Here is a 23,699-nt window from a genome sequence, read left to right as displayed (position 1 = left end):
TCCTGTCAGCGGACGGTGCAGCGGTGGGTACGGGCGGCGATCTCGGCGGCGGCGCGCGAGTCGTACTCTGCGGAGAAGCCGCAGCGCGGGGCGGTGCAGACGGCGCTGTGCCGCTCCCGGCCGCGGCCGTCGTAGAAGGTGGCGACGTGGACCGGGCCGATGCGGATCATGTTGCGGGGGCGGATCGGGCGGGGCATGCGGGCCTCCTGTCGGATCAGGCGAGCTGGACGGCGATGGCGGAGGCGAGCTGCGGCGGGACACCGAGGCGGGAGCCGAGGGTGTCGGTGTCGATCGGCTCGCCGGTGCGGGCGCGGTGGTCGTCGGCGACCTTGCGGGCGTGGTCGACCAGCGCGGCGGGGAGGTTGGGGGCCGACGGTGCGGGCGCCGGGGCCGGCGCAGGTGGGAGGCTGGGCAACTCCTCAGCGACGGGCAGCGGTTCGACCGGTTCGGGCTGCGTCATGGCGGCCGGCTGCTCGTAGACGGGCAGCGGCGCGTCGTCGACGACGGCCGGGCTGGCGGCAGGCTCCCCGTTGCTGTGAGCCAGCAGGGTGCCGCCGAAGAACGCGAGGGCGGGCCAACCGGCGACCAAGATGCGGAGCCAGGTCGGGACGTGGCCGAGGTCGAGCAGCCCGGCGGTGGCCACGTTCGCGCCGAGCGAGGCGGCCAGGGCGATGGCGAACCAGGTCCAGGCGGCGCGGGCCGGTTCGCCGGCGGCGCGGAGCATCCGCATCCTGCGCCACGCGGCGACGAGCAGCAGATCGACGGAGACCGGGTAGGCCCACGCTTTCCAGCCGTGCTGCCCGGCCGCTGCGGCCAGGTCGTGCAGGTGGGCGAAGGAGAGGGCGCCGGCGATGGCGGCTTGGATCAGTACGGCGTCGGGGCGGGGCAGACGCACAGTCGGTCCCCTTCCGGGATTCGGACATGGCGGGGTAGGGACGTGGCGCGATGCGCCGATGGGGGAGCGGGTGCGCTACTCGGCGGACGGGGCCGCGGCGAAGCGCGGCGGCGCCGAGGGCATCGGCGGGACGACCAGGACCGGCGGGACCACCGGCCGGAAGGGCTCCAGGCCCGCCAGCGTCGGAGTGCGGTGCGCGTTGGCGCGGCAGATCTCGGCCGCGCGGGCGAGGGACAGGTGCGGTGTGCGGATCCGGGACCAGCCGCCCGAGGAGTCCCCGGCGACCGCGACGCCCGGCATGTCCGGAGCGATCTGCGTCGCGGCCAGCACCGCCTCCGGGGAGACGTCCGCGAGGCCCATCTCAGCCGTCGGGCGGTCGTTGACCCGGTGGACCACCCGGCCCGACAACTGGGCGCGGAGCATGGTCGCGCCCTTACCCAGTTCCGAGCCGAAGCGCTGACCGCACGCCTCCACGAAGATCCCCGCGCCCCGGCCGAGTTGGGCCAGCCGGATCAGCTGGGTGACCATGTGGTCCCGCCGTTCCTCATCCTTGCGGGTGGCGACCATGAACAGCTCCGCCACCTCGTCCACGAGGAGGACCACCGGCACCGGCCGCAGCTTCGGCGGCAGGCCCCAGATGTCCGAGGTGATCTCGTGCGAGGCCACCGACCCGGCGATCCCCTGGTGGTTACGGAGCAGGTCGTAGCGCTCCTCCATCACCTCCACCAACGCGTCCAGCAGGCCGTCGGCCGATTGCGGATCGGTGGCGAGCGCCGACAGCCGCGGGGCGAACGGGGCCTGTTCGACACCGCGCTTGCAGTCGATCCCAACCAGCGCCACGTCCAGCCGGGCGAGTCCGCTGATCAGGTTGCGCATGTAGACGGACTTACCGGACAGCGTGGTGCCCAGGGTGAGCGCGTGCGGCACGGCCAGGTAGTCACGGACGAACGCCGTCCCGTCCTCCCTCATCGCCACCGGCACGGCCAGCGCCCCGGCCGGTCGACGGCGCGGCATCCGTACCCGCTTGAGCACATCGAACCCGGTCATCCGAAGCTCCACCACACCCGGCCGGACGACGATCACGTGCACACTGTGCACACCCCAGGCGTGCCGCAGCCGTTCCGCCGAGGCGGCGACATCGGCCGGCTCCTGGCCCGGCGCCAGCCGGAGGCGGAGCCGCAGCCCGGTCGTGGTCGGGGTGGCCCGGCGGATGCGCGGCGGGACCGGCCGGATCTCCCGGGTGCTGGTCGCCCGGGTCACCAGCACCCGCAGCCGGGAAGGCGGGACAGTCAGCCCGCAGGCGTCCATGGTGCTGCCGTAGGTCGCGGACAGCCGTGCCGCGGTGACCGGCAGACCGATCGCCGACCAGTACAGCGCCGGGGCCTTGGCCCGAGCGAGCGCGGCCCCACCCGCGACGGCGCCGACCGGAGCAGCCACCTCGGTGAGGAACTGAACCCCCGAGGCCACGGCCGTCAGCCCTGAACCGGAACGAGCGAGGTGACCGCCGCCGCGCGGAACGAGATCCCGTGCCGCTTCTGGCCGTTGAACTCGTTCTCCCAGTCCCGCGCCTTCAGCCCGGTCAGTGCGACCGGCATACCGACGCCCAGCCCGTCCGAGATCCCGGTCTCCGGCACGGACACGGTGTAGAGGTTGGCCTCACCGTCGTCCGCGATCGTCAGCCCGACGGTCATCATTCGGGCGCCCGTCTCCTTGTCGACCGCGATCTCCCCGGTCTGCCGGTTCACCACCTTCGGCGCCGGCGGGACGGCGACGAACACGAACGCGGTGGAGGTGTCGACCTTGAACACAGCAATGGCTGCTTCTCCTCTAGAAGAGGCGGTAAGAACGTGACGCGCGGGGTCGTCGCCCTGGTCTTCCGCTGCCACCCCGAAGGGGGCACCGAGCAGCTCTCCGACGAGTCCACCGCGGTCGACTGGCTCACCCCGGGCGAGGTCGAGGAGCGTATGGGCGAGGTCTTCGCGGTCCGCGTGCTGGACGCCCTCCGGAGCGATGCGGCCCCGAGCATCCGGACCCACGACGGCCGGCAGTTGCTAGGTGGACGGGCCGCAGGCTGAGCCCCGGCGAGCGTTAGAATTCTAACCACTGGGTGGAGTTCGAGGAGGAGTTGTTACGACTTTCTCTACTTCATCAAGGGCGCGCACGGCGCGCCAGCGCGCGGCCCTGCCGCTCGCCGCCGCTCCTGTCTTCGCCCCGCTCCGGCGGCGGCCGGCCGCGCAGGGCGGCTGAGGCCAGAGCCTGCGATGGCTGGGGCGGGCGGCTCCGCGGTTTTACCCACCTCTCCGGACTGGGACCCGCGTCGAGCAAGACCGGGGGGCCACTCGGCCAAATTGCGGTCAGGCCCAAAAGCCCTGACCGAGTCGCAACAGCTTACGGCCCCCCGATCATGCTCGACCCCAGACCAGACAGGACACCGGCCAAAACCGCTCCGCCGCCTGCGCGGGACGCAGGGGGTCGGCTTGAGACTGGTGACAGGCTCGCGTGAGTGGCATGATGGCCTAGGCGAGCAACTTATTCAGCGGTCGTGGGGCGGATGAATGAAGTGGGAATTTGTCGTACCGGGAATTCCCATTTCAGTCAACGCGAAGGGCCCCGGAAAGAAGCAGTGGATTGCCACTGTTCGAGAACATGCGACTCGGAACCTCCCGGCCGAGGGATTCCCAATAATCTCTGATGTTGCTGTGTCCGTGGTCTTCTTCCATGTTGAGGATAGCCTTGACGTCGACAACATGCTGAAGAGAATCCTGGACGGTATTCATCCGGAAGTGATTGCAGATGACAGTCAGGTGCAGGATGTCTCTGGCTCCCGCAGGGATATCTCCGGAACTTTGTCTATCCGCAACCCCCCGGCGATTATTCTGCCGCATGTCATTGCCGGTGATCCGTTCGTTTATGTTTCTATCGCTGAGGCGATGAGTCAGGAGGAGCTGCCATGGATTGGCGCCGAGCCGAGCAGCTAGCTTTGCGGGAGCGGGCCTCCAGGCTGCCTGAAGGCTGGGTCATGATTGTTAACCCTGGGCCGGATGATCTGCCGTTCTCGGTGTCGCCAGGGCGTGAGTTTGATGCGATCGCGAAGGGGCCCGACGGGGGAATCGTATATGAGGTCGTCGCACGAGGAAGCCTTGCGCGATCGAAGGATAAGCTTCGCGCAATTGAGGATCTGCGGCGGAGGATTCAGGGGATTGAAGGGTGGGACCTTGAGGTTGTCATCCTATCTGCTCCTGAGATCGTCTTGCCGGATAGTGATGATGACATTCATAATCGGATTTCATCGGCAATTCAAATGGCCGATATGGGTGTCGATTCGCGAAATCCATATTTTGTTTCTTCGGCCTTCGTTCTTGTCGCATCTGCACTAGAGCTTACCTTGGGTAGGTGGTGCGAGAGGCTCGGATTGAGGTACACGCCAAACTCGTCGGCAATGGCTGCCCTGTTGGTCTCAGAAGGGTATCTGGATGCTGGGCGATATTCGGAGATTTCTCGATATCAGTCCATGCGGAACGTGCTGGCGCATGGCGGTGTACTAGAGGCGCCTGTAACAGCTGCTGACGTGTCGGCGCTTGGTGAGCTGGCTCGGCAGGTGGACGGAGAGTTGCGAACTGCCTCTGCTGAGGTCTCTCTTGGGCATCAGGGTAGTAGTCCAGCCTAGGCTGTCGATCAGGAGCGAGGCGCATGCCCGGTGTGCATCGGATTGCGGATCGCGCATAGGGGCGTGCCACAGGCGTGCCAGATCGGGCGGTACGTGGCGGTCAGTCGCGGGTGCCGGCGGTGCGGTGGCCGGGGAGCGGGCAGGTCGCGCGAGGTGCAGGTCAGGCCGTACAGCCGGACGCTGCTCTTACAAAGCAGATGTCGGCGGCTCGAAACCGTCCGCGCCCACCGATGCGAAGGGCCAGTTCGGAGGCACGATCCTCCCGAACTGGCCCTTGATCGTTTCTATGGCTTCACCCGTCCCGTGTCTGCTGCCGGGCGAGGAGTGAGGGGCGGATTCTGCGGGGGTGTGCGGTCAGGCGTTGACGCTCAGTCGGGTCAAGTCCGCCTGTCGTTCCCGGAGGCCTGGCATCCTCCAGCGGCCGGCCTGAAAGTCCAGAGCCGATCACTCGGCGTACCTGTTGTGATGAGCAGGGACGACTCAGCTGTCCGACGACGGCGGAGGAGTGGCGCTGTTCTCGCCTCGGGGCGGGACGGCTCGTGGCGGGCGGTCCCCGGGGGTCGGTTTCGGGAGGCGGGGGGTGGCGGGGTGTGTTTGTGTGGGCGCTAACCGTTTGGGAGAGGTGAGCCTCCGTGACCATGCCGCCGTTCGGGTCGAACGACCCCTTCTCCGATCTGCTCAGCCGGTTCTTCGGGATGAGCCCGCTGGCTTCGCCGCCCGCCGTGCAGCGGGTGCCGATCGGGCGGCTGCTCAGTGAGTCGGCCCAGGAGTTACTGTCCTCGGCGGCCCAGCGGGCGGCCGAGGACGGGAGCAGTGATCTCGACACCGCGCACCTGGTGTGGGCGGCCACCCGGGTGGAGCCGGCGCGCCGGATGCTGGAGCGGGCCGGGATCGATCCGGACCGGCTGGCGGGTGATCTGGACAAGGTCCTGCCGGCCGGGGACGGGAGCGGGGTGCCGGCGGCCGACGGGCGGCCCGCGCTGACGCCGGCCGCCAAACGGGCGCTGCTGGCCGCGCACGCCCGCTCGCAGGGGGCCGGGGCCTCGTACATCGGGCCGGAGCACATCCTCGGCGCGCTGCTGGAGGAGGAGCGCTCGGGGGCCGGTGCGGCGCTGCGCAATGTCGCGCCCTCGCAGGAGGCGCTGCGCACGGTGCTGGACGGGCGCGGGACGGGCGGGGAGCGGAGCGGGGCCGGGCAGAGCCGGACGCCCACCCTGGACGAGTACGGGCGCGACCTCACCGAGGAGGCCCGGGCGGGCCGGCTGGACCCGGTGGTGGGCCGGGCCGGGGAGATCGAGCAGACCGTCGAGATCCTCTCCCGCCGGACCAAGAACAACCCGGTGCTGATCGGCGAGCCGGGGGTCGGGAAGACGGCGATCGTGGAGGGCCTGGCGCAGCGGATCGTCTCCGGCGACGTGCCGCAGAGCCTCAAGGAGAAGCGGGTCGTCACCCTGGACCTCACCGCGCTGGTGGCCGGCTCCAAGTACCGGGGCGAGTTCGAGGAGCGGCTGAAGAGCGTGATCGACGAGGTCACGGCGGCCGAGCAGAGCGTGATCCTGTTCCTCGACGAGCTGCACACCGTGGTCGGCGCGGGCAGCGGCGGCGAGGGCTCGATGGACGCGGGCAACATCCTCAAACCGGCGCTGGCCCGCGGCGAGCTGAGCGTGGTCGGCGCGACCACCCTGGACGAGTACCGCAAGCACATCGAGAAGGACGCCGCGCTGGAGCGCCGCTTCCAGCCGGTGCTGGTGCCGGAGCCGAGCGTCGAGGAGACGGTCGAGATCCTCCACGGCCTGCGCGACGCCTACGAGGCGCACCACCAGGTGCGGTTCACCGACGAGGCGCTGGACGCGGCCGCGAGCCTCTCCGACCGCTACGTCAGCGACCGCTTCCTGCCGGACAAGGCGATCGACCTGCTGGACCAGGCCGGCGCCCGGGTGCGGCTGCGCAGCCTGAGCGGCTCGACGGTCGCGATGCCGGTCCAGGACCGGATCACCAAGCTGCGCCGCGAGCTGGAGGAGGCGGTGGCGGACGAGGAGTTCGTTCGGGCCGCCAACCTGAAGACCGAACTGCGGCAGACCGAGGACGAGCTGTCCGCGATCGCCGAGTCGCGCGAGGAGGTCGTGGCGGTCACCGCGGACGACATCGCCCAGGTGCTCTCCGGCCGCACCGGCATCCCGGTCGCCGAGCTGAACGCGACCGAGCGGGAGCGGCTGCTGAGGCTGGAGGAGCACCTGCACGAGAAGGTGATCGGCCAGGACCAGGCGGTCACCGCGGTAGCCCAGGCGGTGCGCCGGGGCCGGGCGGGGATGGGCGACCCGGACCGGCCGACCGGCTCGTTCCTGTTCCTCGGCCCGACCGGCGTCGGCAAGACCGAGCTGGCGAAGGCACTGGCCGCGCTGCTGTTCGGCGACCCGGACCGGATGATCCGCTTCGACATGAGCGAGTTCCAGGAGAAGCACACCGTCTCCCGGCTGGTCGGCTCCCCGCCCGGGTACGTCGGCTACGACGAGGCGGGCCAGCTCACCGAGGCGGTGCGCCGCAAGCCGTACAGCGTGCTGCTCTTCGACGAGGTGGAGAAGGCCCATCCGGACGTCTTCAACCTGCTGCTCCAGGTGCTGGACGACGGGCGGCTGACGGATGCGCAGGGCCGGACGGTCGACTTCCGCAACACCGTGGTGATCATGACGAGCAACATCGGCTCGCAGCGGATCCTCGATCACGCGGGTGCCGTGGACGAGATCCGGGACGACCTGATGCGGGACCTGCGGGGGCAGTTCCGGCCGGAGTTCCTGAACCGGATCGACGAGGTGATCGTCTTCCACGCGCTCACCCGCCAGGACCTGCTCCAGGTGGTGGACCTGCTGCTGGACCGCTCCCGGCGCCGGCTCAGGGCCCAGAACGTCGCGCTGGAGGTGACGCAGGGGGCGAAGGAGTGGCTGGTGAACCGCGGCTACCAGCCGGAGTTCGGGGCCCGGCCGCTGCGGCGGACGATCCAGCAAGAGCTGGACAACCGGATCTCCAACCTGCTGCTGGACGGCACCGTGCGGGAGGGGGACACGCTCGTGGCGGAGGTGTCGGACGGCGAGCTGAGGGTCGTGCTGGCGCGGCCCGAGGGCAGCAACGGTGAGCAGGAGCAGGGGCAGGGGGCGGGGGCGGGGGCGGAGGGGAACCAGGGGAACCAGGGGGAGTAGGGCGGGGGTGACGGGCGGCGCGCCGGGAGCGACCGGCGCGCCGCCCGCCGTCCGTCAGGCGCCGGGGAAGACCTCGCGCAGCAGCGGGTCCGGCACGCCGCGCTTGCCCCACTCGCGCGGGTAGCCGAGCGACACCTCCTCGAACGGGACCCCGTCGTAGCTGGTGCGCCGGGGGATGTGCAGATGCCCGTAGATCATCGTGGCGGTGTTGAACCGGCGGTGCCAGTCCGCGGTCAGCTCGGTGCCGCACCACTGGGCGAACTCGGGGTACCAGAGGATCTCGGTGGGCTGCCGGACCAACGGGTAGTGGTTGACCAGCACCAGCGGGAGCCCGGGGTCGTGTTCGGCGAGCCGCTTCTCGGTCAGCCGGACGCGTTCGCGGCACCAGGAGTCACGGTCCGGGTACGGGTCCGGGTGGAGGAAGCGCTCGTCGGCGCAGACCACACCGGAGTCGTAGGCGGCGGCCAGTGACTCCTCCTTGGTGGTGGTGCCGGGGGCCCGGAAGGAGTAGTCGTACAGCAGGAACAGCGGGGCGACCGCGACCGGGCCGCCCGCGCCGGTCCACACGGGGTACGGGTCCTCGGGGGTGACCACGCCGAACTCGCGGCAGATGCCGAGCAGGTGCTCGTAGCGCTCGACGCCGCGCAGTTGGACCGGGTCGCTGGGGTGGGTCCACAGCTCGTGGTTGCCGGGGGCCCAGATGACCTTGGCGAAGCGTTCGGCGAGCAGGCCCAGGGCCCAGCGGATGGTGGTGGTGGACTCGGCCACGTCACCGGCCACGATCAGCCAGTCCTCGGGCGAGCCGGGCCGCACCTGTTCGACGAGGTCACGGTTCTGCTGGTAGGAGACGTGCAGGTCGCTCACGGCGAGCAGCCGGCCGCCGGTCCCTCCCCGTCGCGCGCCGTCCGCGTGGTTGTCACCGGCCATGTGAGCCCCCCAGGTGGTCGTCCCTGTCGTCCCGGCCACAGTACCGGGGCCGTCGCGGGGGCGTGCGGGAGTCGGTCGGCCGGAACACGGTGTCCGGAACCCGGTCCGGCGCCCGATCCCTTGACAGGGCGTCATGTCCGCGCCAGCTTTGGGGCACCCCCACACCGAGAGGTCTCTCATGAAGAAGCCGCTCATAGGCATGCTGGCCGCGCTCCTGACCGCCGGGGCGACCGCCCTCGCCGGAGCCCCGGCCGCCACCGCCGCGCCCGCCGGTACGGCCGCAGTGCCCGCCGCCGCGACCGCCGTGAACGCCGCGACCGCCGCCACCGCCGCCGCACCCGTCGGCAGCGAGCCGGCGCAGGCCGGCAAGCTCGCCGCCGTCACCTTCGCCGGCACCGTGGCCCTCAGCAACTGTTCCGGCTCGCTCGTCCGGTTCCCCGCCTCCACCGCCAACGACCCGGCGCTGGTGCTCTCCAACGGCCACTGCCTGGAGACCGGCATGCCCGGCCCCGGCCAGGTGGTCGTCAACCAGGCCTCCAGCCGCACCTTCACGCTGCTGAACGCGAGCGGCGGTTCGGCCGGCACCCTGCGCGCCACCAAGCTGGTCTACGGCACCATGACCGACACCGACGTGTCGATCTACCAGCTGAACACCACCTACGCCGCCATCCAGTCGGGCTACGGCATCGCCCCGCTGACCGTCGCGGCCACCCACCCCGTCCAGGGCACCTCGATCAGGGTGGTCTCCGGGTACTGGAAGCGGATCTACTCCTGCTCGGCCGACGGCTTCGCCTACCGGCTCAAGGAAGCGGACTGGACCTTCAAGGACTCCCTCCGCTACACCTCCGGGTGCAACGTCATCGGCGGCACCTCCGGCTCGCCGGTCGTCGACGCCACCAGCGGCCAGGTCGTCGCGGTGAACAACACCATCAACGAGAGCGGCCAGCGCTGCACCCTGAACAACCCGTGCGAGGTGGACCAGAACGGCACGGTGACGGTCCGCCGGGGCATCGGCTACGCCCAGGAGACGTACCTCATCCCCGCCTGCTTCAGCACCGGCAACAGGCTCGACCTGACGAAGGCCGGCTGCACCCTGCCTCGCCCCTGACCAGCACGTTCGCCCCCGATGGGCCATCCGCGACCGGCGGGTGGCCCATTCGGCCGTCTATCGGACGGCCGGTCCGCCCGGCGGCCGACCACCGGCTGCCGGAGAGTAGTACGGACCACGGCACCACCCAGTTCCGTTGACCCGATGGAGAGTTGATGACCACCATGATGAGAAGGCTGCTGGTCGCCGTTCTGCTGATACCGCTGCTCGGCCTCGGCCTGGCCCCGACGGCCCTCGCCACCGGGACCGACGCCGCCGCAGCCGCCGCAGCCGCCGCGGCCGCCCGGCCCGGCTCGCCCGCCGACGACCCGTCGGCCGACGTGAAGGCCCGGCTGGCGGCGATCCCCGGCATGACCGTCACCGAGGAGCAGCCCACCACCACCGGCCACCGTTTCTTCCTGCTGACCTACACCCAGCCGGTCGACCACAACCGCCCCTGGCTGGGCACCTTCCAGCAGCGCCTCAGCGTGCTGCACCGCGGCTACGACCGGCCGACCGTCTTCTTCACCAACGGCTACACGCTGCGCACCGCGCCGACCCGCACCGAGCCGACCCGGCTGGTCGACGGCAACCAGGTCTCCATCGAGTACCGCTACTTCACGCCGTCCCGGCCCGCCCCCGCCGACTGGACGAAGGCCGGCATCAAGCAGGCGGCCACCGACGCACACCGGCTGATCACCGCACTGAAGCGGATCTACCAGGAGGAGTGGCTCTCCACCGGCGGCTCCAAGGGCGGCATGTCCTCCACCTACCACCGCCGCTTCTTCCCCGACGACGTGGCCGGCACCATCGCCTATGTCGCGCCGAACGACGTCGACGACCGCGAGGACTCCGCGTACAGCCGGTTCTTCCGCACCGTCGGCACCCCCGAGTGCCGGGCCGCGCTGAACGCCACCCAGCGCGAACTGCTGGTCCGCCGTGACCGGCTGGAGGCCCGCTACGCCGCCGACAACGCCGCCGCCGGCTCCACCTTCACCACCATCGGCAGCGCCGACCGGGCCTACGAGCTCGCCGTGCTGGACTCGGTCTGGGCGTTCTGGCAGTACAGCCTGGCGGCCGACTGCGCGAAGGTCCCGGGCGCCGCCGGCACCGACGACGCGCTGTACGCCTGGCTCGACGCGCAGGTCGGCATCACCGGCAACAGCGACCAGGCGCTCGCGGGGTACACCGCGTACTACTACCAGGCCGGCACCGAGCTGGGCTCGCCCGCCTTCGACGTCTCGCACCTCGCCGGCGTGCTGCACTACGACTACAAGGAGCTGTACGCGCCGCGCACCTACGTGCCGCGCAGCATCCCGATGCGTTTCGACCCGTCCGCCATGCGCGACATCGACCGCTGGGTGCGCGGCTCCGCCGAGCGGATCATCTTCGTCTACGGCCAGAACGACCCGTGGGGCGCCGAGCCGTTCCGCCTCGGCCGGGGCAGCGAGGACAGCTACGTCTACACCGTGCCCGGCGGCAACCACGGCTCGAACATCGCCGGGCTCCCGGCCGGGGACTCCGCGGCGGCCACCGCCAAGGTGCTGGAGTGGGCCGGCCTCGGCGCCGACGCCGCCCGCGCGCTGAGCGGCGGGTACCAGGTGCCGCCGATCGGCCCGCTGGACGAGGCGGGGCTGCGGCAGGACCGCGTCCGGCTGTAGTCCGTCCGGCGCACGTCCGGTCCCACCCGACCGAAGCACGACGAAGGGCCGCCCGGCCGCCGGGCGGCCCTTCGCCGTCCCCGGCCGCGCGCACCCGCGCGCAATGACGCGCACCCACGCGCACCCCTGCGCGATCCTGCGGGCCCTGCGCGATCCTGCGGGCCCCCGCGCACCCCCTCCCCGAAGCAGTGAATCAGTGCTTCAATGCTTGCATGGCCTACCGACGCACCCCCGCCGTGCAAGCCCGCCTGGACGCCCAGCGCGAGGCGGTGCTCCAGGCCGCGGTCGGCCTGCTCGCCGAGCGCGGCTACGGCGGCTGCAGCATGGCCGCCGTCGCCGAACGGGCCGGGATCGCCACCGGCTCGATGTACCGGCACTTCGCGAGCAAGGCCGACCTCTCCGTCGAGCTCTTCCGCCGGGTGGTCACCCGGGAGGTCGCCGCCGTGCACGAGGCCGTGGCCCGCCACGACACCCCCCGGGAGCGCATCGCGGCCGTCGTGGAGACCTTCGCCGCCCGCGCCCTGCGCGCCCCCCGGCTCGCCCACGCCCTGCTGGTCGAACCGGCCGACACCGTGGTGGACGCCGAACGCCTGGTCTTCCGCCGCACCTTCCGCGACGTGCTCGCCGCCGAGATCGCCGCCGCCCTCGCCGCGGGGCAGCTGCCGCCCCAGGACCCGCAGCTCACCGCCGCCGCGATCGTCGGCGCGACCGCCGAGGCGCTCACCGGCCCGCTCGCCGCCGTCCCCCCGCCCGACCCCGGGACCGCCCCCGGCGCCGTGGTCCCCGCCCTCGTCTCCTTCACCCTCCGAGCCCTTGGAGAACGCGATGCCAGCGACGCATGAGGTCACCAACCAGGTCCCGCCGCCGTACGGGCACGACACCTCCGCCGACCCCGCGCTGCTCGCCGCGCTGCACCGGGCCGGCGCCGGCTGGGCCGAGCCAGAACTGCGCGGACTCGGCCGGCTGGCCGGCTCCGAGCAGGCCGCCGAGTGGGGCCGGCTGGCCAACGAGAACCCGCCGGTGCTGCGCACCCACGACCGCTTCGGCCACCGGATCGACGAGGTCGAGTTCCACCCGTACTGGCACGAGCTGATGCGCACGGCCGTCGGCCACGGCCTGCACGCCGCCCCCTGGCGGGACGAGCGCCCCGGCGCGCACACCGCCCGCGCCGCCAAGTTCTACGTCTGGGGCCAGGTCGAGGCCGGCCACACCTGCCCGGTCTCGATGACCTACGCCGCCGTCCCCGCGCTGCGCGCCACCCCGGCGCTGGCCGCCGAGTTCGAGCCGCTGCTCGCCGCCACCACGTACGACTTCGGCCTGCGCGAGCCGCACGGCAAACGCGGGCTGATCGCCGGCATGTCGATGACCGAGAAGCAGGGCGGCTCCGACGTCCGCACCAACACCACCACCGCCGTCCCGCAGCCGGACGGCGGCTACCGGCTGACCGGCCACAAGTGGTTCACCTCGGCGCCGATGTCCGACCTCTTCCTCACCCTCGCCCAGGCGCCCGGCGGCCTCAGCTGCTTCCTGCTGCCACGCGTCCTGCCCGACGGCACCCGCAACCGGCTGCACCTGCAACGGCTCAAGGACAAGCTCGGCAACAAGTCCAACGCCTCCGCCGAGATCGAGTACGACGAGGCGTACGGCCTGCTGGTGGGGGAGGAGGGCCGGGGCGTGCGGACCATCATCGAGATGGTCAACATGACGCGCCTGGACTGCACCATCGGCGCCGCCTCCGGCATGCGGCTCGGCGCCACCCGGGCCGTGCAGCACGCCCTGCACCGCCGCGCCTTCGGCAAGGCGCTGGCCGACCAGCCGCTGATGCGCAACGTGCTCGCCGACCTGGTCGTCGAGTCCGAGGCGGCGACCACGGTGGCGATGCGGCTCGCCCAGGCCACCGACGCCGCGCTCGCCGGGGACGAGCAGGAGGCGCTGGTGCGCCGGCTCGGCCTGGCCGTCGCCAAGTACTGGGTCTGCAAACGCGGCCCGGCGCACGCCGCCGAGGCCCTGGAGTGCCTGGGCGGCAACGGCTACGTCGAGGAATCCGGCATGCCCCGGCTCTACCGGGAGGCGCCGCTGGTCTCCATCTGGGAGGGCTCCGGCAACGTCGCCGCCCTGGACGCGCTGCGCGCCATGGCCAAGCGCCCGGAGACGGTCGACGCCTTCCTCGGCGAGCTGGACGCCGCCGCGGGCGCCGACCGCCGCCTGGACGCGGCCGTGGCCGGGCTGCGCAAGCAGCTCACCGACCTCGACCAGCTGGAGTACCGCACCCGCCGGCTGGTGGAGGCGATGGCGCTGGCCTTCCAGGGCTCGCTGCTCGTCCGGTACGGCGATCCGGCGGTGGCCGACGCGTTCTGCGCCTCCCGGCTCGGCGGTGACCACGGCGCGGCCTTCGGCACCCTGCCGCCCGGCCCGGACGCCGCGGCGATCATCGACCGCGCCAAGCCGGTGCCCGCCGCCGGCCCCGACAACGCGGCCTCGCTGTAGCGGATGTGAGGTTCAGTCAATTCCACTGAGCAGCGGGAGCGCCCGGGCGTGCAGGCCGGGCGCGGCGGCCAGGAAGCCGTCCGCGACGGGCGTCCAGGCGGCGCCGGCGGCGTCCGTCACCGTCGCGCCCGCCTCCGCCGCGACCAGCGCGCCGGGCAGCAGATTGGGCGCGTCGGGCCCGAACTCCCAGAACAGTCCCAGGTGTCCGGAGCCGACCTGGGCCACCTGGAGCGAGGTCGGCCCGAGGTTGCGCACCGCCGGCACCGCGCCCGCCATCACCGACAGCGAGGCGCCCGCCCGGCGCAGCGCCACCGGGTCCCGCGAGACCAGCGGCGGCTGGCTGGTCCCGGCCACCGTCACCGCCAACTCCCGTTCCGCGACCGCGATCGGCCGCCCGTCCAGCTCCGCGCCGCCGCCGCGCACCGCGCGGTAGGTGGCGCCGAGCTGCGGGGCGTGCACCACGGCCAGCACCGCCGCGCCGTCCCGCAGCAGCGTCGAGGTCACCGCCCACTGCGGCAGCCCGAGCAGGTACTGCACCGCACCGTCGGTGGCGTCACAGAGCCACCACTCGCCCTCGGCGGGCACCGCGCCCTCCAGCTCGCCGTCCACCCAGCCCGCCCCGGGGTGCAACGCGCCCAGCCGGGAGCGGAGTTCGGCGGACGCCGGGCCGTCCAGCGCGGCGAACCGCGCCCTCGCCCGCGCCAGGGTGGACACCGGGGCGGGCCCGTCCGGCCGACGGGCGGCCAGCCCCGCGCCGACCGCCCGGACCGCCGTCTCCACGCCCGCCAGCAGCCCGCGCAGTTCCCGCACCTCGTCGTCGCCCATCGTCCCTCTCCCGTTCGTCCTGCTCGCCTGCTCCAGGAGTACCGTCGGAGCGGCCGGACAGGACGCCGAACGGCGACGGATCGACGGAGATCGGACACCATGGACGTCACAGCTGCTGATCCGGACACCGTGCTGGACGGCCTGGACCGCCGGCTGGTCTGCGCGCTCCAGGTCGACGGCCGGGCCGGGGCCGGGCGGATCGCCGAGGTGCTCGGTGTCTCCGGGCGCACGGTCACCCGCCGGCTCACCCGGCTCCAGCAGACCGGCCTGGTCCGGGTGGTCCGGATGCCCGACGCCGAGGACGCCGCGGTCGGCGCGCTGCTGCTGCGGATCCGGGTGCTGGGCGGCAGGGCCGACACCGTCGCCCAGGCCCTCGCCGAGCGGCCGGACGTGCCGTTCGTCGACGTCATGCTCGGCGGCCAGGAGATCGGCGCGGTGATGCTCAGCGACGCCGGCGCCCGCGACCGCCTGCTCCACGGGCAGTTGCCCGCCACCGCCGCCGTCGCCGAGACCACCGTGCACGCCGTGCTGCACGCCTTCGCCGACGCCGGCCAGTGGCGTTCGGGCCACCTGACCGAGGCCGAGGCGGCCGCGCTCGCCGCACCGCCGGCCGAGCGGGCCGCCCCGGGCAGTGTGCCGCTGGACGCGCTGGACCGGGCGCTGCTGGCCCGGCTCGGCGAGGACGCCCGGCAGTCCCACGCGATGCTCGCGGCGGCCGTCGGCACCCCCGAGTCGACCGTCCGGCGCCGGCTGCACCGGCTGGACGGGGCCGGGCTGGTGCGCACCCATGTCAGCGTCGACCCGCGGCTGCTGGGCTTCGCGGTGGACGCCAACCTGTGGCTGGACGTGCCGCCGGGCCGGCTCGCGGCGGTCGGCGCGGCGCTGGCCCGGCACCCCCGGGTGCACGGCGTCCTCGCGACCAGCGGGCCGGCCAACCTGATGGCGGCGGTGTTCTGCCGCGACCACGGCGGGCTCTACCGGTTCGTCACCGACACTCTCGGCCCGCTCGGCGTCGGCCGGGCCGAGACCACGATCGTGGCGCGGGCGGTCAAACGGGCGGGCGCGGTGCTGCGCCGGCCGGGGGCCGCGGGCCCCCGCCGCCCGGCCCGGGCGTGACGCGCGAGGCGCCTGACGCCCGGGGCGCCTGACGTCCGGGGCGCCTGACGTCCGGGGCGCCTGACGTCCGAGGCGCATGACGTCCGAGGTAATCGACGCCCGCTCCGGGCCCCGGCACAGTGGTGCTCACCCGGCGGCGGCACCGCCGACCGGGATCCCACCCCACCCCCGGAGGCCGGTCCGCCATGTCCGCGCACACCCTGACCACCGCCCGCCGCACCGCGCCCGCCCCGTTCAGGGCGCTGCGCGGCTTCCTCGCCCTCGACGCCGTCGTCAGCGGCGGCAACGGCCTCGCTTATCTGGCCTTCCCCGGCCCGCTCGGCGAGCTGCTGGGCGTCGGCCGCTCGACCCTGCTCGAACTCGGCGCCGTCCTGGCGGTGTTCGGCCTCGCGGTCGGCCTGCTGGCGACCCGCCCGCAGCCGCCGGGGCTCGCGGTGCGGGCGGTGATCGACGTCAACCTGGTCTGGGCGGTGCTCAGCGTGGTGGCGATGGAGCTGTGGTTCGAGCCGACCACCGCCGGTTACGTCTGGATCCCGCTCCAGGCCGCCACCGTGGCCCTGTTCGCCGGTCTCCAGTTCACCGCCCTGCGCCGGCTGCCCGGCTGACTACCGCGCCGTGCCCACGGCGTCCTGGAGGAACGCGACCGTCTCCTCGTCGGCCGGGAGGAAGGTCTCCATGGCCAGCTCGGAGACGGTCACGTCCATCGGCGTGTTGAAGGTCGCGATCGTCGACAGGAACGACAGCACCCGCCCCTCGTGGACGATCCGTAGCGGCAGCGCGAACGGGAACAGCTCGGTGATGTCCTCCTCGCCCCCGCCGGCCGCCGCGCCGGGCGGTTCGGGGTAGGCCCGGACCTCCTCCAGCAGCGCCCGCAGCGGCTCCGAGCGGACCAGTCCGACCTGCTGCTCCATCCGCTCCAGCAGGTGCCGCCGCCACTGCCGCAGGTTCAGGATCCGCGGCGCGACGCCCTCCGGGTGCAGGGTGATCCGCATCGCGTTGAGCGGCGGCTCCAGCAGGTGCGGGGCGACCCCGGACAGCAGCAGCCCGAGCGCCCGGTTGGCGGCGAGGACCTGGAAGGTCCCGTCGACGACCAGGGCCGGGTACGGGTCGTGCGAGGCGAGCAGCCGCTCCATGCCGGAGCGCAGGGCCGCCATCGCCGGGTCGTCCAGCCGCTTCTCCGGGTAGTGCGGCGCGTACCCGGCGGCCAGCAGCAGCGCGTTGCGCTCGCGGACCGGGACGTCGAGGTGCTCGGCGAGCCTGAGCACCATCTCCTGGCTGGGCCGGGCGCGGCCGTTCTCGATGAAGCTGATGTGCCGGGCCGAGGAGTCGGCCAGCAGGGCCAGCTGCAGTTGGCTGAGCCGGCGCCGCTCCCGCCAGCCGCGCAGCAGCACGCCCACGCCCGTCCCGGCGGCCTCCGGCCCCATCCCCACCATGATCGTCATGGCCGGGAGGGTACTACCGCCCGCGCCGGGGCGTCAGGCGCCGGTGGTCGAGCCCGGGCGGATGATCATCAGCACCACGACGACCGCCCAGAGCAGGTTGAAGACGCCCGCCGTCATCGGCAGCAGCGTGAGCCCCTTGACCGCCTTGCCGTGCTCCTCCGAGCCGGCCGGGGCGCCGAGCGCGTCCACCGCGGCCTGCTGCGCGGGCAGCACGAACAGCAGCAGCGCCAGGGCGGCGACCGCGGTCAGCACCATGGAGGCGATCAGCCAGGACTGGCCGAGCACGTCCATCACCTGGGCGACCCCGATGCCGAGGACCGGCACGGCGATCCCGAGCAGCGCGTAGACCTGGGTGATCCGGTGCAGCAGCCGCAGCATGCCGGCGTCCGCGGCCTGCTCGGGCCCGCCCGCCAGCGCGGCCTTCGCCCGGCGCGGGAACATGCTGACGGCCACGGCCACCGGGCCGATGAACAGCACCGAGGCGAGGACGTGCAGGCTCAGCAGGAACTTGGCCATGGCGGGGCACCCTTGGGACTCATCGGGGGCGGCCCCGTCGGCGGTCGCGGCGCGGGCAGCCGGGGCGGCCGGTTCTCCCCGCCCCGCCCAGGACGCTAACACCGCTTATCCGACCGGCCCCTCCCAGGTGGGGCTCAGAGGGCGCCCAGCTCCACCACCCGCGGCGGCACCTCGCTGACCGCCGCGACGGCCGCGCCGTGCGCCTCGTCGACCCAGTCGAGGAGCTGGAGGCCCTCGAAGGGGCTGAGCTGCGGCCGGCCGCCGGGCAGGTCGAGCGGGAGCCCGGAGAGGTCGACGCCGGCGAGGCCGTCCAGCGTCGTGCGGCCGATCTTGATCAGGGCCTCCTTGCGGACCCAGAGCCGCAGGAAGGCCCGCGCCGGGTCCGGGTGCTCCCGCACCCGCCGCAACTCCTCGGCGGTGAGCACCCGGGGTGCGACATCGAGCAGGGTGCCGCCGCGGCCGGTCAGTTCGACGTCGACGCCGACCGGCCGGTGGGCGGCGGCCGCCGCGACCACGCCCCTGGTGTGCGAGAGGCTGACCTCGATGCCGGGGTGGTCGGGCAGGTACGGCTTGCCGTGGTCGCCCTTGCCGCAGTCGGGGCAGTGCTGGGCGAGGACCGCCCGGTCGGCGGGAACGCCGAGCAGGGCGGCGGCGCAGAGCCGGACCAGCACGTGCGCGGCGATGAAGTCGACCCGCCCGGACTCGTGCCGGAACCGGGCGGCGCGCTCCTTCTCCACGGCGGTGAGCAGGTGCTCGCCGGCCCCGGGGTGGCGCAGCACGTCGGCGCTGGTGGCGACGGTGGCGATCGCGTCGGAGGTCATGCCACCAACTTAGCGGGGTCGCGGGTGCCCGGGGGCGACACGTTTGGCGCAATGAACCTCAGGATTTTCATATGAACACTGATGGTCTGTATGGTACGGAACGTCCGATTTGATATCGGATGTGCCGACATCTATGGACTCTTCCTGATGAGTCGGGATGATCCGCAATCAACTGAACACGGCGGGCGTGCTCTTCCGCCTGCCTTCTTCTCTGCACGGAGGATTGTGTCGATGAGTCAGAGCACGGGTACGCCCCGTCACAGAAGACCCATCGTGGGGCGGATCCCAGCCCCACGCGGACGTCGGAACGCCCGGATCGTGGCGGCGGCCGCCGCCACCGCGCTGCTTCCGCTCGCGGCAGCGCTGACGATCGGTTCGGCCGCACCGCTGGCCCCGCCGCTGGGCGCGTGCAGCGGGCCTGACTGTCCCGCCACCTGGCCGCCGGTCAACAACGGCGATTTCCCCGGCCGGGACGGGGCCATCAGCGTCTTCACCGGCGGGAACTACACCGTCTCCGGCCGGGCGGCCGAGGCCGAGGGCCGGATCGTCACGCTCGGGGACTTCACCGTCGACAAGAACGGCGGCGGCAACTTCAACGCGGGCGTGGTCGGCGTCGGCTCGCGGGTCGTCCCGCCGAACGGCAGCGACTTCCTCACGGTCGGCGGCAACGTCACCGTCCAGCCCGGCAACAGCCTGCTGATGGGAGGCTTCGACTCCGCGAGCCAGGCCTACGGCAACCTGCGGCACGCCGGCACGCTCACCGGCACGGTCGCCGTCGACCCGCCGGGCGAGGTGATCCAGGACGCCAACGCCGCCGCGCCGTACCAGTCGGTGCTCACCCAGATCGAGGACGTCTCCGCCTGCGTCGGCCGCGCCGCCGCCACCGGTACCGTCGCGCTCACCACCAGCGAGGCGACCTTCACCGGTGACGGGACCAGCATGAAGCAGGTCTTCAACGTCACCGGGAACCTCACCTCGCCGACCGGCGGTCAGATAGGCCTGGTGTTCACGGGCATCCCGGCCGGCGCGACCGTCGTGGTCAACATGCTGTCGGCGGACCCGGTCATCAACACCTTCACCGGCACCGGCCTGCCGGGCGACCCGACCACCGAAATGCGCTCCAAGCTGATGTGGAACTTCCCCACGGCCACCAGCGCGCAGGTCAACGGCACCGCTCAGTTCCAGGGCTCGGTGATGGCGGGCAACCCGGCCGGCACCACGACCATCGACATGGCGGGCCTCAACGGCCGGGTGTACCTGGCGGGCAACCTGATCCAGACCGGCAACGGCGGCTACGAGATCCACAACTACCCGTTCGACGGGGATCTGCCGGACTGCGAGGTCACGCCGACGCCGACTCCGACGCCGACGGAGACCACGGCGTCCCCGACGCCGACGGAGACCACGGCATCGCCGACGCCGACTCCGACGCCGACTCCGACGCCGACGGAGACCACGGCGTCGCCGACGCCGACTCCGACGCCGACCGAGACCACGGCGTCGCCGACGCCGACTCCGACGCCGACCGAGACCACGGCGTCGCCGACGCCGACTCCGACGCCGACCGAGACCACGGCATCGCCGACGCAGACCCCGACCCCGACGCCGACGCCGACCCCGACCCCGACCCCGACGGCGACCGCGACCACGCCGACGCCGACCGCGACGTCGCCGACGTCCCCGGCCGCCACGTCCCCGGCACCGACCGAGACCACCACCTCGGCCGCGCCGACCAGCCCCGCCGCCACCTCCAGCTCGTCCAGCGCCGCGCCCAGCGTCGGCGGTCCGACGACTGAGGGCCCGGCCACCCAGCTCCCGGCGCCCGCCAACGGCGGCGGCGGGGGCGGCGGCCAGCTGGCGTCGACCGGTTCGGACAACGGCCCGCTGCTCTTCGGCATCGGTGCCGGCCTGATCGCCCTCGGCGGCCTCGCCGTCCTGGCCGCCCGTCGCCGCGGCCGCCACAGCTAAGGCCGCTCCGCGGTAGCCGCACACCGCACAGTTCGGGCCGCCCGGTCTCCCCGACCGGGCGGCCCGACCCGTTCACGCCCCCGCCCGCCCGCCCGGCAGGCCGTGCGCACAGGAGGGGGAGCGGACCGGCACACCGCCGGATCGGCGAGGAGCCCTCACGCCGCTTCCCCGGTGCTCGGCCGCGACCTCGCCGTGCAACCCCGAAGCGCAAGCACGGCCGCCCGACCGAGCCTGTCCGCGTCGGCCCGTTCAGGGGCGACGGTCGGCCCGGCCGGCCCCCGGAGGGTCAGGTCACCTCGCCCCGCCGGGAGAAGCGCTCGTCCTTCCACTCCCCGCTCTCCAGCACCTGCGCCAGGTGCCGGGCCGCGTCCCACACCTCGGTGTGCGACAGGTAGAGCGGGGTGAAGCCGAAGCGCATGAGGTCCGGCGCCCGGAAGTCCCCGATCACGCCGCGGGCGATCAACGCCTGCACCACCGGGTAGCCGTCGGCGTGCCGCAGCGCCACCTGGCTGCCGCGCCGGGCGTGCTCGCGCGGGGTCACCACCTCGATGCCGTCCAGGTCCTCGACCAGGGCGATGAACAGATCGGTCAGCGCCAGGCTCTTGGCCCGGACGGCGGCCTGGTCGGCCCGCTCCCAGACGTCCAGCGAGGCGTCCAGCGCGGCCTGGCCGAGCAGGGAGGGGGAGCTGGTGAGGAAGCGGCCGATGCCCTCCTTCGGCGCGTAGCCGGGCTCGAAGGCGAACGGACGGGCGTGCCCGAACCAGCCGCTCAGCGGCTGCGGCGCACCCGCCTCCAGGTGCCGCTCGGCGACGTACAGGAAGGCCGGCGCGCCGGGGCCGCCGTTGAGGTACTTGTAGCTGCAGCCGACCGCGAAGTCGGCGCCGCTCGCGGAGAGTTCGACCGGCAGCGCGCCCACCGAGTGGCAGACGTCCCAGATCATCAGCGCACCGGCGGCCCGCACCCGGGCGGTGATCCCGGGCATGTCCAGCAGCTCGCCGGTCCGGTAGTCGACGTGCGAGAGGACGACCGCGGCGACGTCCCCGTCCAGGTGCGCGTCCAGCCCGGCCGGGTCGATCAGCACGCTGCGGGTGCCCGGGACCAGCCCGGTCACGCCCTCGGCGATGTAGAGGTCGGTCGGGAAGGCCGCGCGGTCGCCCAGCACGACGGAGCGGCCCGGGCGCAGCCGCAGCGCCGCCGCCAGCACCTTGAACAGGTTCACCGAGGTGGTGTCGCAGACCACCACCTCGTGCGGGGCGGCCCCGACCAGCGGGGCGATCCGCCGGCCCAGCCGGTACGGCTGCTCGAACCAGCCCGCGTCGTTCCAGCTGCGGATCAGCTCCCGGCCCCACTCCTGCTCGACCACCGTGCGCACCCGCTGCGGGGTGCGGACCGGCAGCGCGCCGAGCGAGTTGCCGTCCAGGTAGATCACCCCCGGCGGCAGGGCGAACTCCCCGCGGAACGCCGCCAGCGGGTCGGCGGCGTCCAGCGCCGCGCACTCCTCGCGCCTGATCATGTCCGGCCTCTCCCGTGCTTCCTCGTGCCCACTGCCCACCCGTTCATGCCCGCCGTGCCCGGGTCCGTCACATGGCGTCCCGGATCGCCCACAGCTCGGGGAAGACGTCCTGCTCGGCCGAGCGGCGCAGCCAGGTCAGACCGCTGGAGCCGCCGGAGCCCGGCTTGCCGCCCATCGCCCGCTTGACCGCCGCCAGGTGGCGCTGGCGCCAGCGGGTCACCCGCTCGGCGACGTCCAGCAGCGCCTCGGCCAGCGGTTGCAGGGCGGCGTACCCGGGCTCGGTGTAGACGCGCCGCCAGGCGGCCGCGACCGCCTCGTCCGGCTGGTGGCGCCGTTCGGAGACGGTCCGCGGCACGGCCAGGCCGCGACGGGCCAGCAGCGCGATCGCGTCGTCGTAGAGGCCGGGGGAGCGCAGCGCGGCGGCCAGCTCCGCGTGCGTGCGCGGGCTGTCGCGGTACATGGCCAGCAGCGCGGCGTTCTTGTTGCCGAGCAGGAACTCCAGGTGCAGGAAGGCCGAGGACTGGAAGCCCGAGGCCTCGCCGAACAGCGGGCGGAAGGAGTTGAACTCCGCCGGGGTGAGCGTGGCCAGCAGGTCCCAGGACTCCACCAGGACGTCCTGGACGTGCGTGCCCCGGCGCAGCGCGGACAGCGCGCCCGGCAGGTCGTCCTCGCGCAGGGCTTGCTGGGCGAGCGTCCACTCGTGCCGCAGCAGGCCGAACAGCAGCTCCATCACCTGGGTGGTGACGATGAACGACAGCTCGGCGGGTGTCTCGCTGAGCGGGTGCTGCAGACTGTGCAGCTCGTCCAGCCGGACGTAGCGCGCGTACGGGGTGCCCCGCTCCGGCTCCCCGGCCCGGTCGAACGACAGACTGGGCCTCTCCACCGTGTCGTGCCCCATGCCCGATCCCTCCTGAAGTCGCCGGCGAGCCGGACCGCCGGACGGGGCCCGGGATCCGCACCGGTGGCCCCGGTCCTCGCCGGAGCCCCATTGTGCGGCGGCCCGTCGCGCATTTGAATGGGCGACGGGCACGGCAACCGCGGCCGCGCCTGTCGTACGCGAGGTGTTTTCCCGATCCTCCTCACGATCGCAAAGCAGCGGGATCCAGCCAACCGGACCACACCCTCAGGAGCCGCCGTGGACGCCGTCGACCGCCGCCTGCTGGCCGAGCTGCAGGCCGATGCGCGGCTCTCCTACAACGAACTCTCCCGCCGGGTGAGCCTGTCCGCACCCGCCGTGGCCGAACGGGTCCGCCGCCTGGAGGCCGACGGGGTGATCACCGGGTACCACGCCCACGTCGACCTCACCCGCTCCGGCCTGCCGATCACCGCGCTGGTGCAGCTGCAGTGCTACGGCCCGCGCTGCGTGCTGCGCGACCCGGAGGTGGCCGGCTGGCCGGAGGTGCTGCAGCTGCACCGGGTCACCGGCGGTGCCTGCTGCGTGCTGCTGGTCGCGGTTCCGGCGATGGCCGATTTCGAGGCCCTCATCGACCGGCTCGGCGGCTACGGGCAGCCGGCCAGTTCGATGATCCTCTCCAGCCCGGTTCCCTGGCGGCCGGTGGTCGTGCCCTGACCCGGCCGAT

Annotated in this window: 23 protein-coding genes and 1 tRNA gene; 13 read left to right on the top strand and 11 right to left on the bottom strand. The window is 73.0% G+C overall.

Annotated elements, in window-relative coordinates; translation table 11 throughout:
- Positions 1-5 precede the first annotated feature (5 nt).
- The 4 genes from ACF1AK_RS02225 to ACF1AK_RS02210 form a co-directional block, all read right to left on the bottom strand.
- Positions 6-197 (bottom strand): mobile element transfer protein, encoded by a 192-nt coding sequence (locus tag ACF1AK_RS02225; protein WP_391496854.1) that lies wholly within the window; start codon positions 195-197, stop codon positions 6-8.
- A gap of 17 nt (positions 198-214) precedes the next feature.
- Positions 215-895, bottom strand: coding sequence for a DUF2637 domain-containing protein (locus tag ACF1AK_RS02220; protein ID WP_391496853.1), 681 nt, complete (start codon positions 893-895; stop codon positions 215-217).
- A 75-nt stretch (positions 896-970) separates the two neighbouring features.
- A complete protein-coding gene (locus ACF1AK_RS02215; protein WP_391496852.1) occupies positions 971-2,362 on the bottom strand; it encodes an FtsK/SpoIIIE domain-containing protein in 1,392 nt (463 codons plus the stop codon).
- Between the two features lie 5 nt (positions 2,363-2,367).
- Positions 2,368-2,709 carry a hypothetical protein gene (locus tag ACF1AK_RS02210; protein ID WP_391497346.1) on the bottom strand — a complete coding sequence of 114 codons (342 nt, stop codon included), beginning with the start codon at positions 2,707-2,709 and terminating at the stop codon, positions 2,368-2,370.
- Between ACF1AK_RS02210 and ACF1AK_RS02205 the strand changes: the two genes are divergently transcribed.
- From ACF1AK_RS02205 to ACF1AK_RS02185, 5 genes are all read left to right on the top strand, one after another.
- Positions 2,629-2,970, top strand: coding sequence for a DNA mismatch repair protein MutT (locus tag ACF1AK_RS02205; protein ID WP_391497345.1), 342 nt, complete (start codon positions 2,629-2,631; stop codon positions 2,968-2,970). The genes ACF1AK_RS02210 and ACF1AK_RS02205 overlap by 81 nt on opposite strands.
- Positions 2,971-3,450: 480 nt before the next feature.
- Positions 3,451-3,873 (top strand): RusA family crossover junction endodeoxyribonuclease, encoded by a 423-nt coding sequence (locus ACF1AK_RS02200; protein ID WP_391496851.1) that lies wholly within the window; start codon positions 3,451-3,453, stop codon positions 3,871-3,873.
- The gene (locus ACF1AK_RS02195; RefSeq protein WP_391496850.1) at positions 3,846-4,562 is read left to right on the top strand and encodes a hypothetical protein; all 717 of its coding nucleotides are present in this window, start codon (positions 3,846-3,848) and stop codon (positions 4,560-4,562) included. The genes ACF1AK_RS02200 and ACF1AK_RS02195 overlap by 28 nt, the downstream gene beginning before the upstream one ends.
- A 146-nt stretch (positions 4,563-4,708) precedes the next feature.
- Positions 4,709-4,789: transfer RNA gene (locus tag ACF1AK_RS02190), tRNA-Val, on the top strand.
- Between the two features lie 411 nt (positions 4,790-5,200).
- A complete protein-coding gene (locus ACF1AK_RS02185; RefSeq protein WP_391497344.1) occupies positions 5,201-7,756 on the top strand; it encodes an ATP-dependent Clp protease ATP-binding subunit in 2,556 nt (851 codons plus the stop codon).
- Between the two features lie 54 nt (positions 7,757-7,810).
- Here the strand turns inward: ACF1AK_RS02185 and ACF1AK_RS02180 are convergent, their stop codons facing one another.
- Positions 7,811-8,683: a metallophosphoesterase family protein gene (locus tag ACF1AK_RS02180; RefSeq protein ID WP_391496849.1), complete on the bottom strand. Its 873-nt coding sequence runs from the start codon at positions 8,681-8,683 to the stop codon at positions 7,811-7,813.
- 178 nt (positions 8,684-8,861) lie between these two features.
- On the opposite strand from ACF1AK_RS02180, the gene ACF1AK_RS02175 reads away from it, so the two are divergent.
- The 4 genes from ACF1AK_RS02175 to ACF1AK_RS02160 all read left to right on the top strand — a co-directional run bounded on the left by ACF1AK_RS02175 (position 8,862) and on the right by ACF1AK_RS02160 (position 13,918).
- Positions 8,862-9,791: a serine protease gene (locus ACF1AK_RS02175; protein ID WP_391496848.1), complete on the top strand. Its 930-nt coding sequence runs from the start codon at positions 8,862-8,864 to the stop codon at positions 9,789-9,791.
- A 164-nt stretch (positions 9,792-9,955) separates the two neighbouring features.
- Positions 9,956-11,431, top strand: coding sequence for a S28 family serine protease (locus tag ACF1AK_RS02170; protein WP_391497343.1), 1,476 nt, complete (start codon positions 9,956-9,958; stop codon positions 11,429-11,431).
- A 212-nt stretch (positions 11,432-11,643) separates the two neighbouring features.
- Entirely contained in the window at positions 11,644-12,273 is a 630-nt protein-coding gene (locus ACF1AK_RS02165; RefSeq protein WP_391496847.1) for a TetR/AcrR family transcriptional regulator, read from the top strand.
- The gene (locus tag ACF1AK_RS02160; protein ID WP_391496846.1) at positions 12,257-13,918 is read left to right on the top strand and encodes an acyl-CoA dehydrogenase family protein; all 1,662 of its coding nucleotides are present in this window, start codon (positions 12,257-12,259) and stop codon (positions 13,916-13,918) included. Before ACF1AK_RS02165 ends, ACF1AK_RS02160 begins: the two co-directional genes overlap by 17 nt.
- A 12-nt stretch (positions 13,919-13,930) precedes the next feature.
- On the opposite strand, the gene ACF1AK_RS02155 is transcribed toward ACF1AK_RS02160, so the two are convergent.
- Entirely contained in the window at positions 13,931-14,743 is an 813-nt protein-coding gene (locus ACF1AK_RS02155) for an inositol monophosphatase family protein (protein ID WP_391496845.1), read from the bottom strand.
- Between the two features lie 99 nt (positions 14,744-14,842).
- Here ACF1AK_RS02155 and ACF1AK_RS02150 point away from each other — a divergent pair, with 99 nt between their 5' ends.
- The gene (locus tag ACF1AK_RS02150) at positions 14,843-15,859 is read left to right on the top strand and encodes an Lrp/AsnC family transcriptional regulator (protein ID WP_391496844.1); all 1,017 of its coding nucleotides are present in this window, start codon (positions 14,843-14,845) and stop codon (positions 15,857-15,859) included.
- A gap of 185 nt (positions 15,860-16,044) precedes the next feature.
- Complete coding sequence (locus tag ACF1AK_RS02145) at positions 16,045-16,464, top strand: hypothetical protein (RefSeq protein WP_391496843.1); 420 nt, start codon at positions 16,045-16,047, stop codon at positions 16,462-16,464.
- Here the strand turns inward: ACF1AK_RS02145 and ACF1AK_RS02140 are convergent, their stop codons facing one another.
- The 3 genes from ACF1AK_RS02140 to ACF1AK_RS02130 all read right to left on the bottom strand — a co-directional run bounded on the left by ACF1AK_RS02140 (position 16,465) and on the right by ACF1AK_RS02130 (position 18,638).
- Positions 16,465-17,301, bottom strand: a complete 837-nt coding sequence (locus ACF1AK_RS02140) for a helix-turn-helix domain-containing protein (protein ID WP_391496842.1) — start codon at positions 17,299-17,301, stop codon at positions 16,465-16,467.
- A gap of 33 nt (positions 17,302-17,334) precedes the next feature.
- The gene (locus ACF1AK_RS02135) at positions 17,335-17,817 is read right to left on the bottom strand and encodes a hypothetical protein (protein ID WP_391496841.1); all 483 of its coding nucleotides are present in this window, start codon (positions 17,815-17,817) and stop codon (positions 17,335-17,337) included.
- Between the two features lie 134 nt (positions 17,818-17,951).
- Positions 17,952-18,638 carry a 4'-phosphopantetheinyl transferase family protein gene (locus ACF1AK_RS02130; protein WP_391496840.1) on the bottom strand — a complete coding sequence of 229 codons (687 nt, stop codon included), beginning with the start codon at positions 18,636-18,638 and terminating at the stop codon, positions 17,952-17,954.
- A gap of 318 nt (positions 18,639-18,956) precedes the next feature.
- Here ACF1AK_RS02130 and ACF1AK_RS02125 point away from each other — a divergent pair, with 318 nt between their 5' ends.
- Positions 18,957-20,606: a choice-of-anchor A family protein gene (locus tag ACF1AK_RS02125; RefSeq protein WP_391496839.1), complete on the top strand. Its 1,650-nt coding sequence runs from the start codon at positions 18,957-18,959 to the stop codon at positions 20,604-20,606.
- A 286-nt stretch (positions 20,607-20,892) separates the two neighbouring features.
- On the opposite strand, the gene kynU is transcribed toward ACF1AK_RS02125, so the two are convergent.
- Together kynU and ACF1AK_RS02115 are read right to left on the bottom strand one after the other, a co-directional pair.
- Positions 20,893-22,119, bottom strand: a complete 1,227-nt coding sequence (kynU, locus tag ACF1AK_RS02120) for a kynureninase (RefSeq protein WP_391496838.1) — start codon at positions 22,117-22,119, stop codon at positions 20,893-20,895.
- Positions 22,120-22,186: 67 nt separating this feature from the next.
- Positions 22,187-23,017 carry a tryptophan 2,3-dioxygenase gene (locus ACF1AK_RS02115; protein WP_391496837.1) on the bottom strand — a complete coding sequence of 277 codons (831 nt, stop codon included), beginning with the start codon at positions 23,015-23,017 and terminating at the stop codon, positions 22,187-22,189.
- 237 nt (positions 23,018-23,254) lie between these two features.
- Between ACF1AK_RS02115 and ACF1AK_RS02110 the strand changes: the two genes are divergently transcribed.
- On the top strand, positions 23,255-23,689 hold the full coding sequence (locus ACF1AK_RS02110; protein ID WP_380291938.1) for an Lrp/AsnC family transcriptional regulator: 435 nt from the start codon (positions 23,255-23,257) through the stop codon (positions 23,687-23,689).
- Positions 23,690-23,699 lie beyond the last annotated feature (10 nt).

The organism is Kitasatospora sp. NPDC015120, from assembly GCF_043080305.1.
In the GTDB taxonomy this organism is placed as follows: domain Bacteria; phylum Actinomycetota; class Actinomycetes; order Streptomycetales; family Streptomycetaceae; genus Kitasatospora.
Note: the sequence above shows the minus strand (reverse complement) of the source record. Positions and strands in the feature narration are given on the sequence as shown.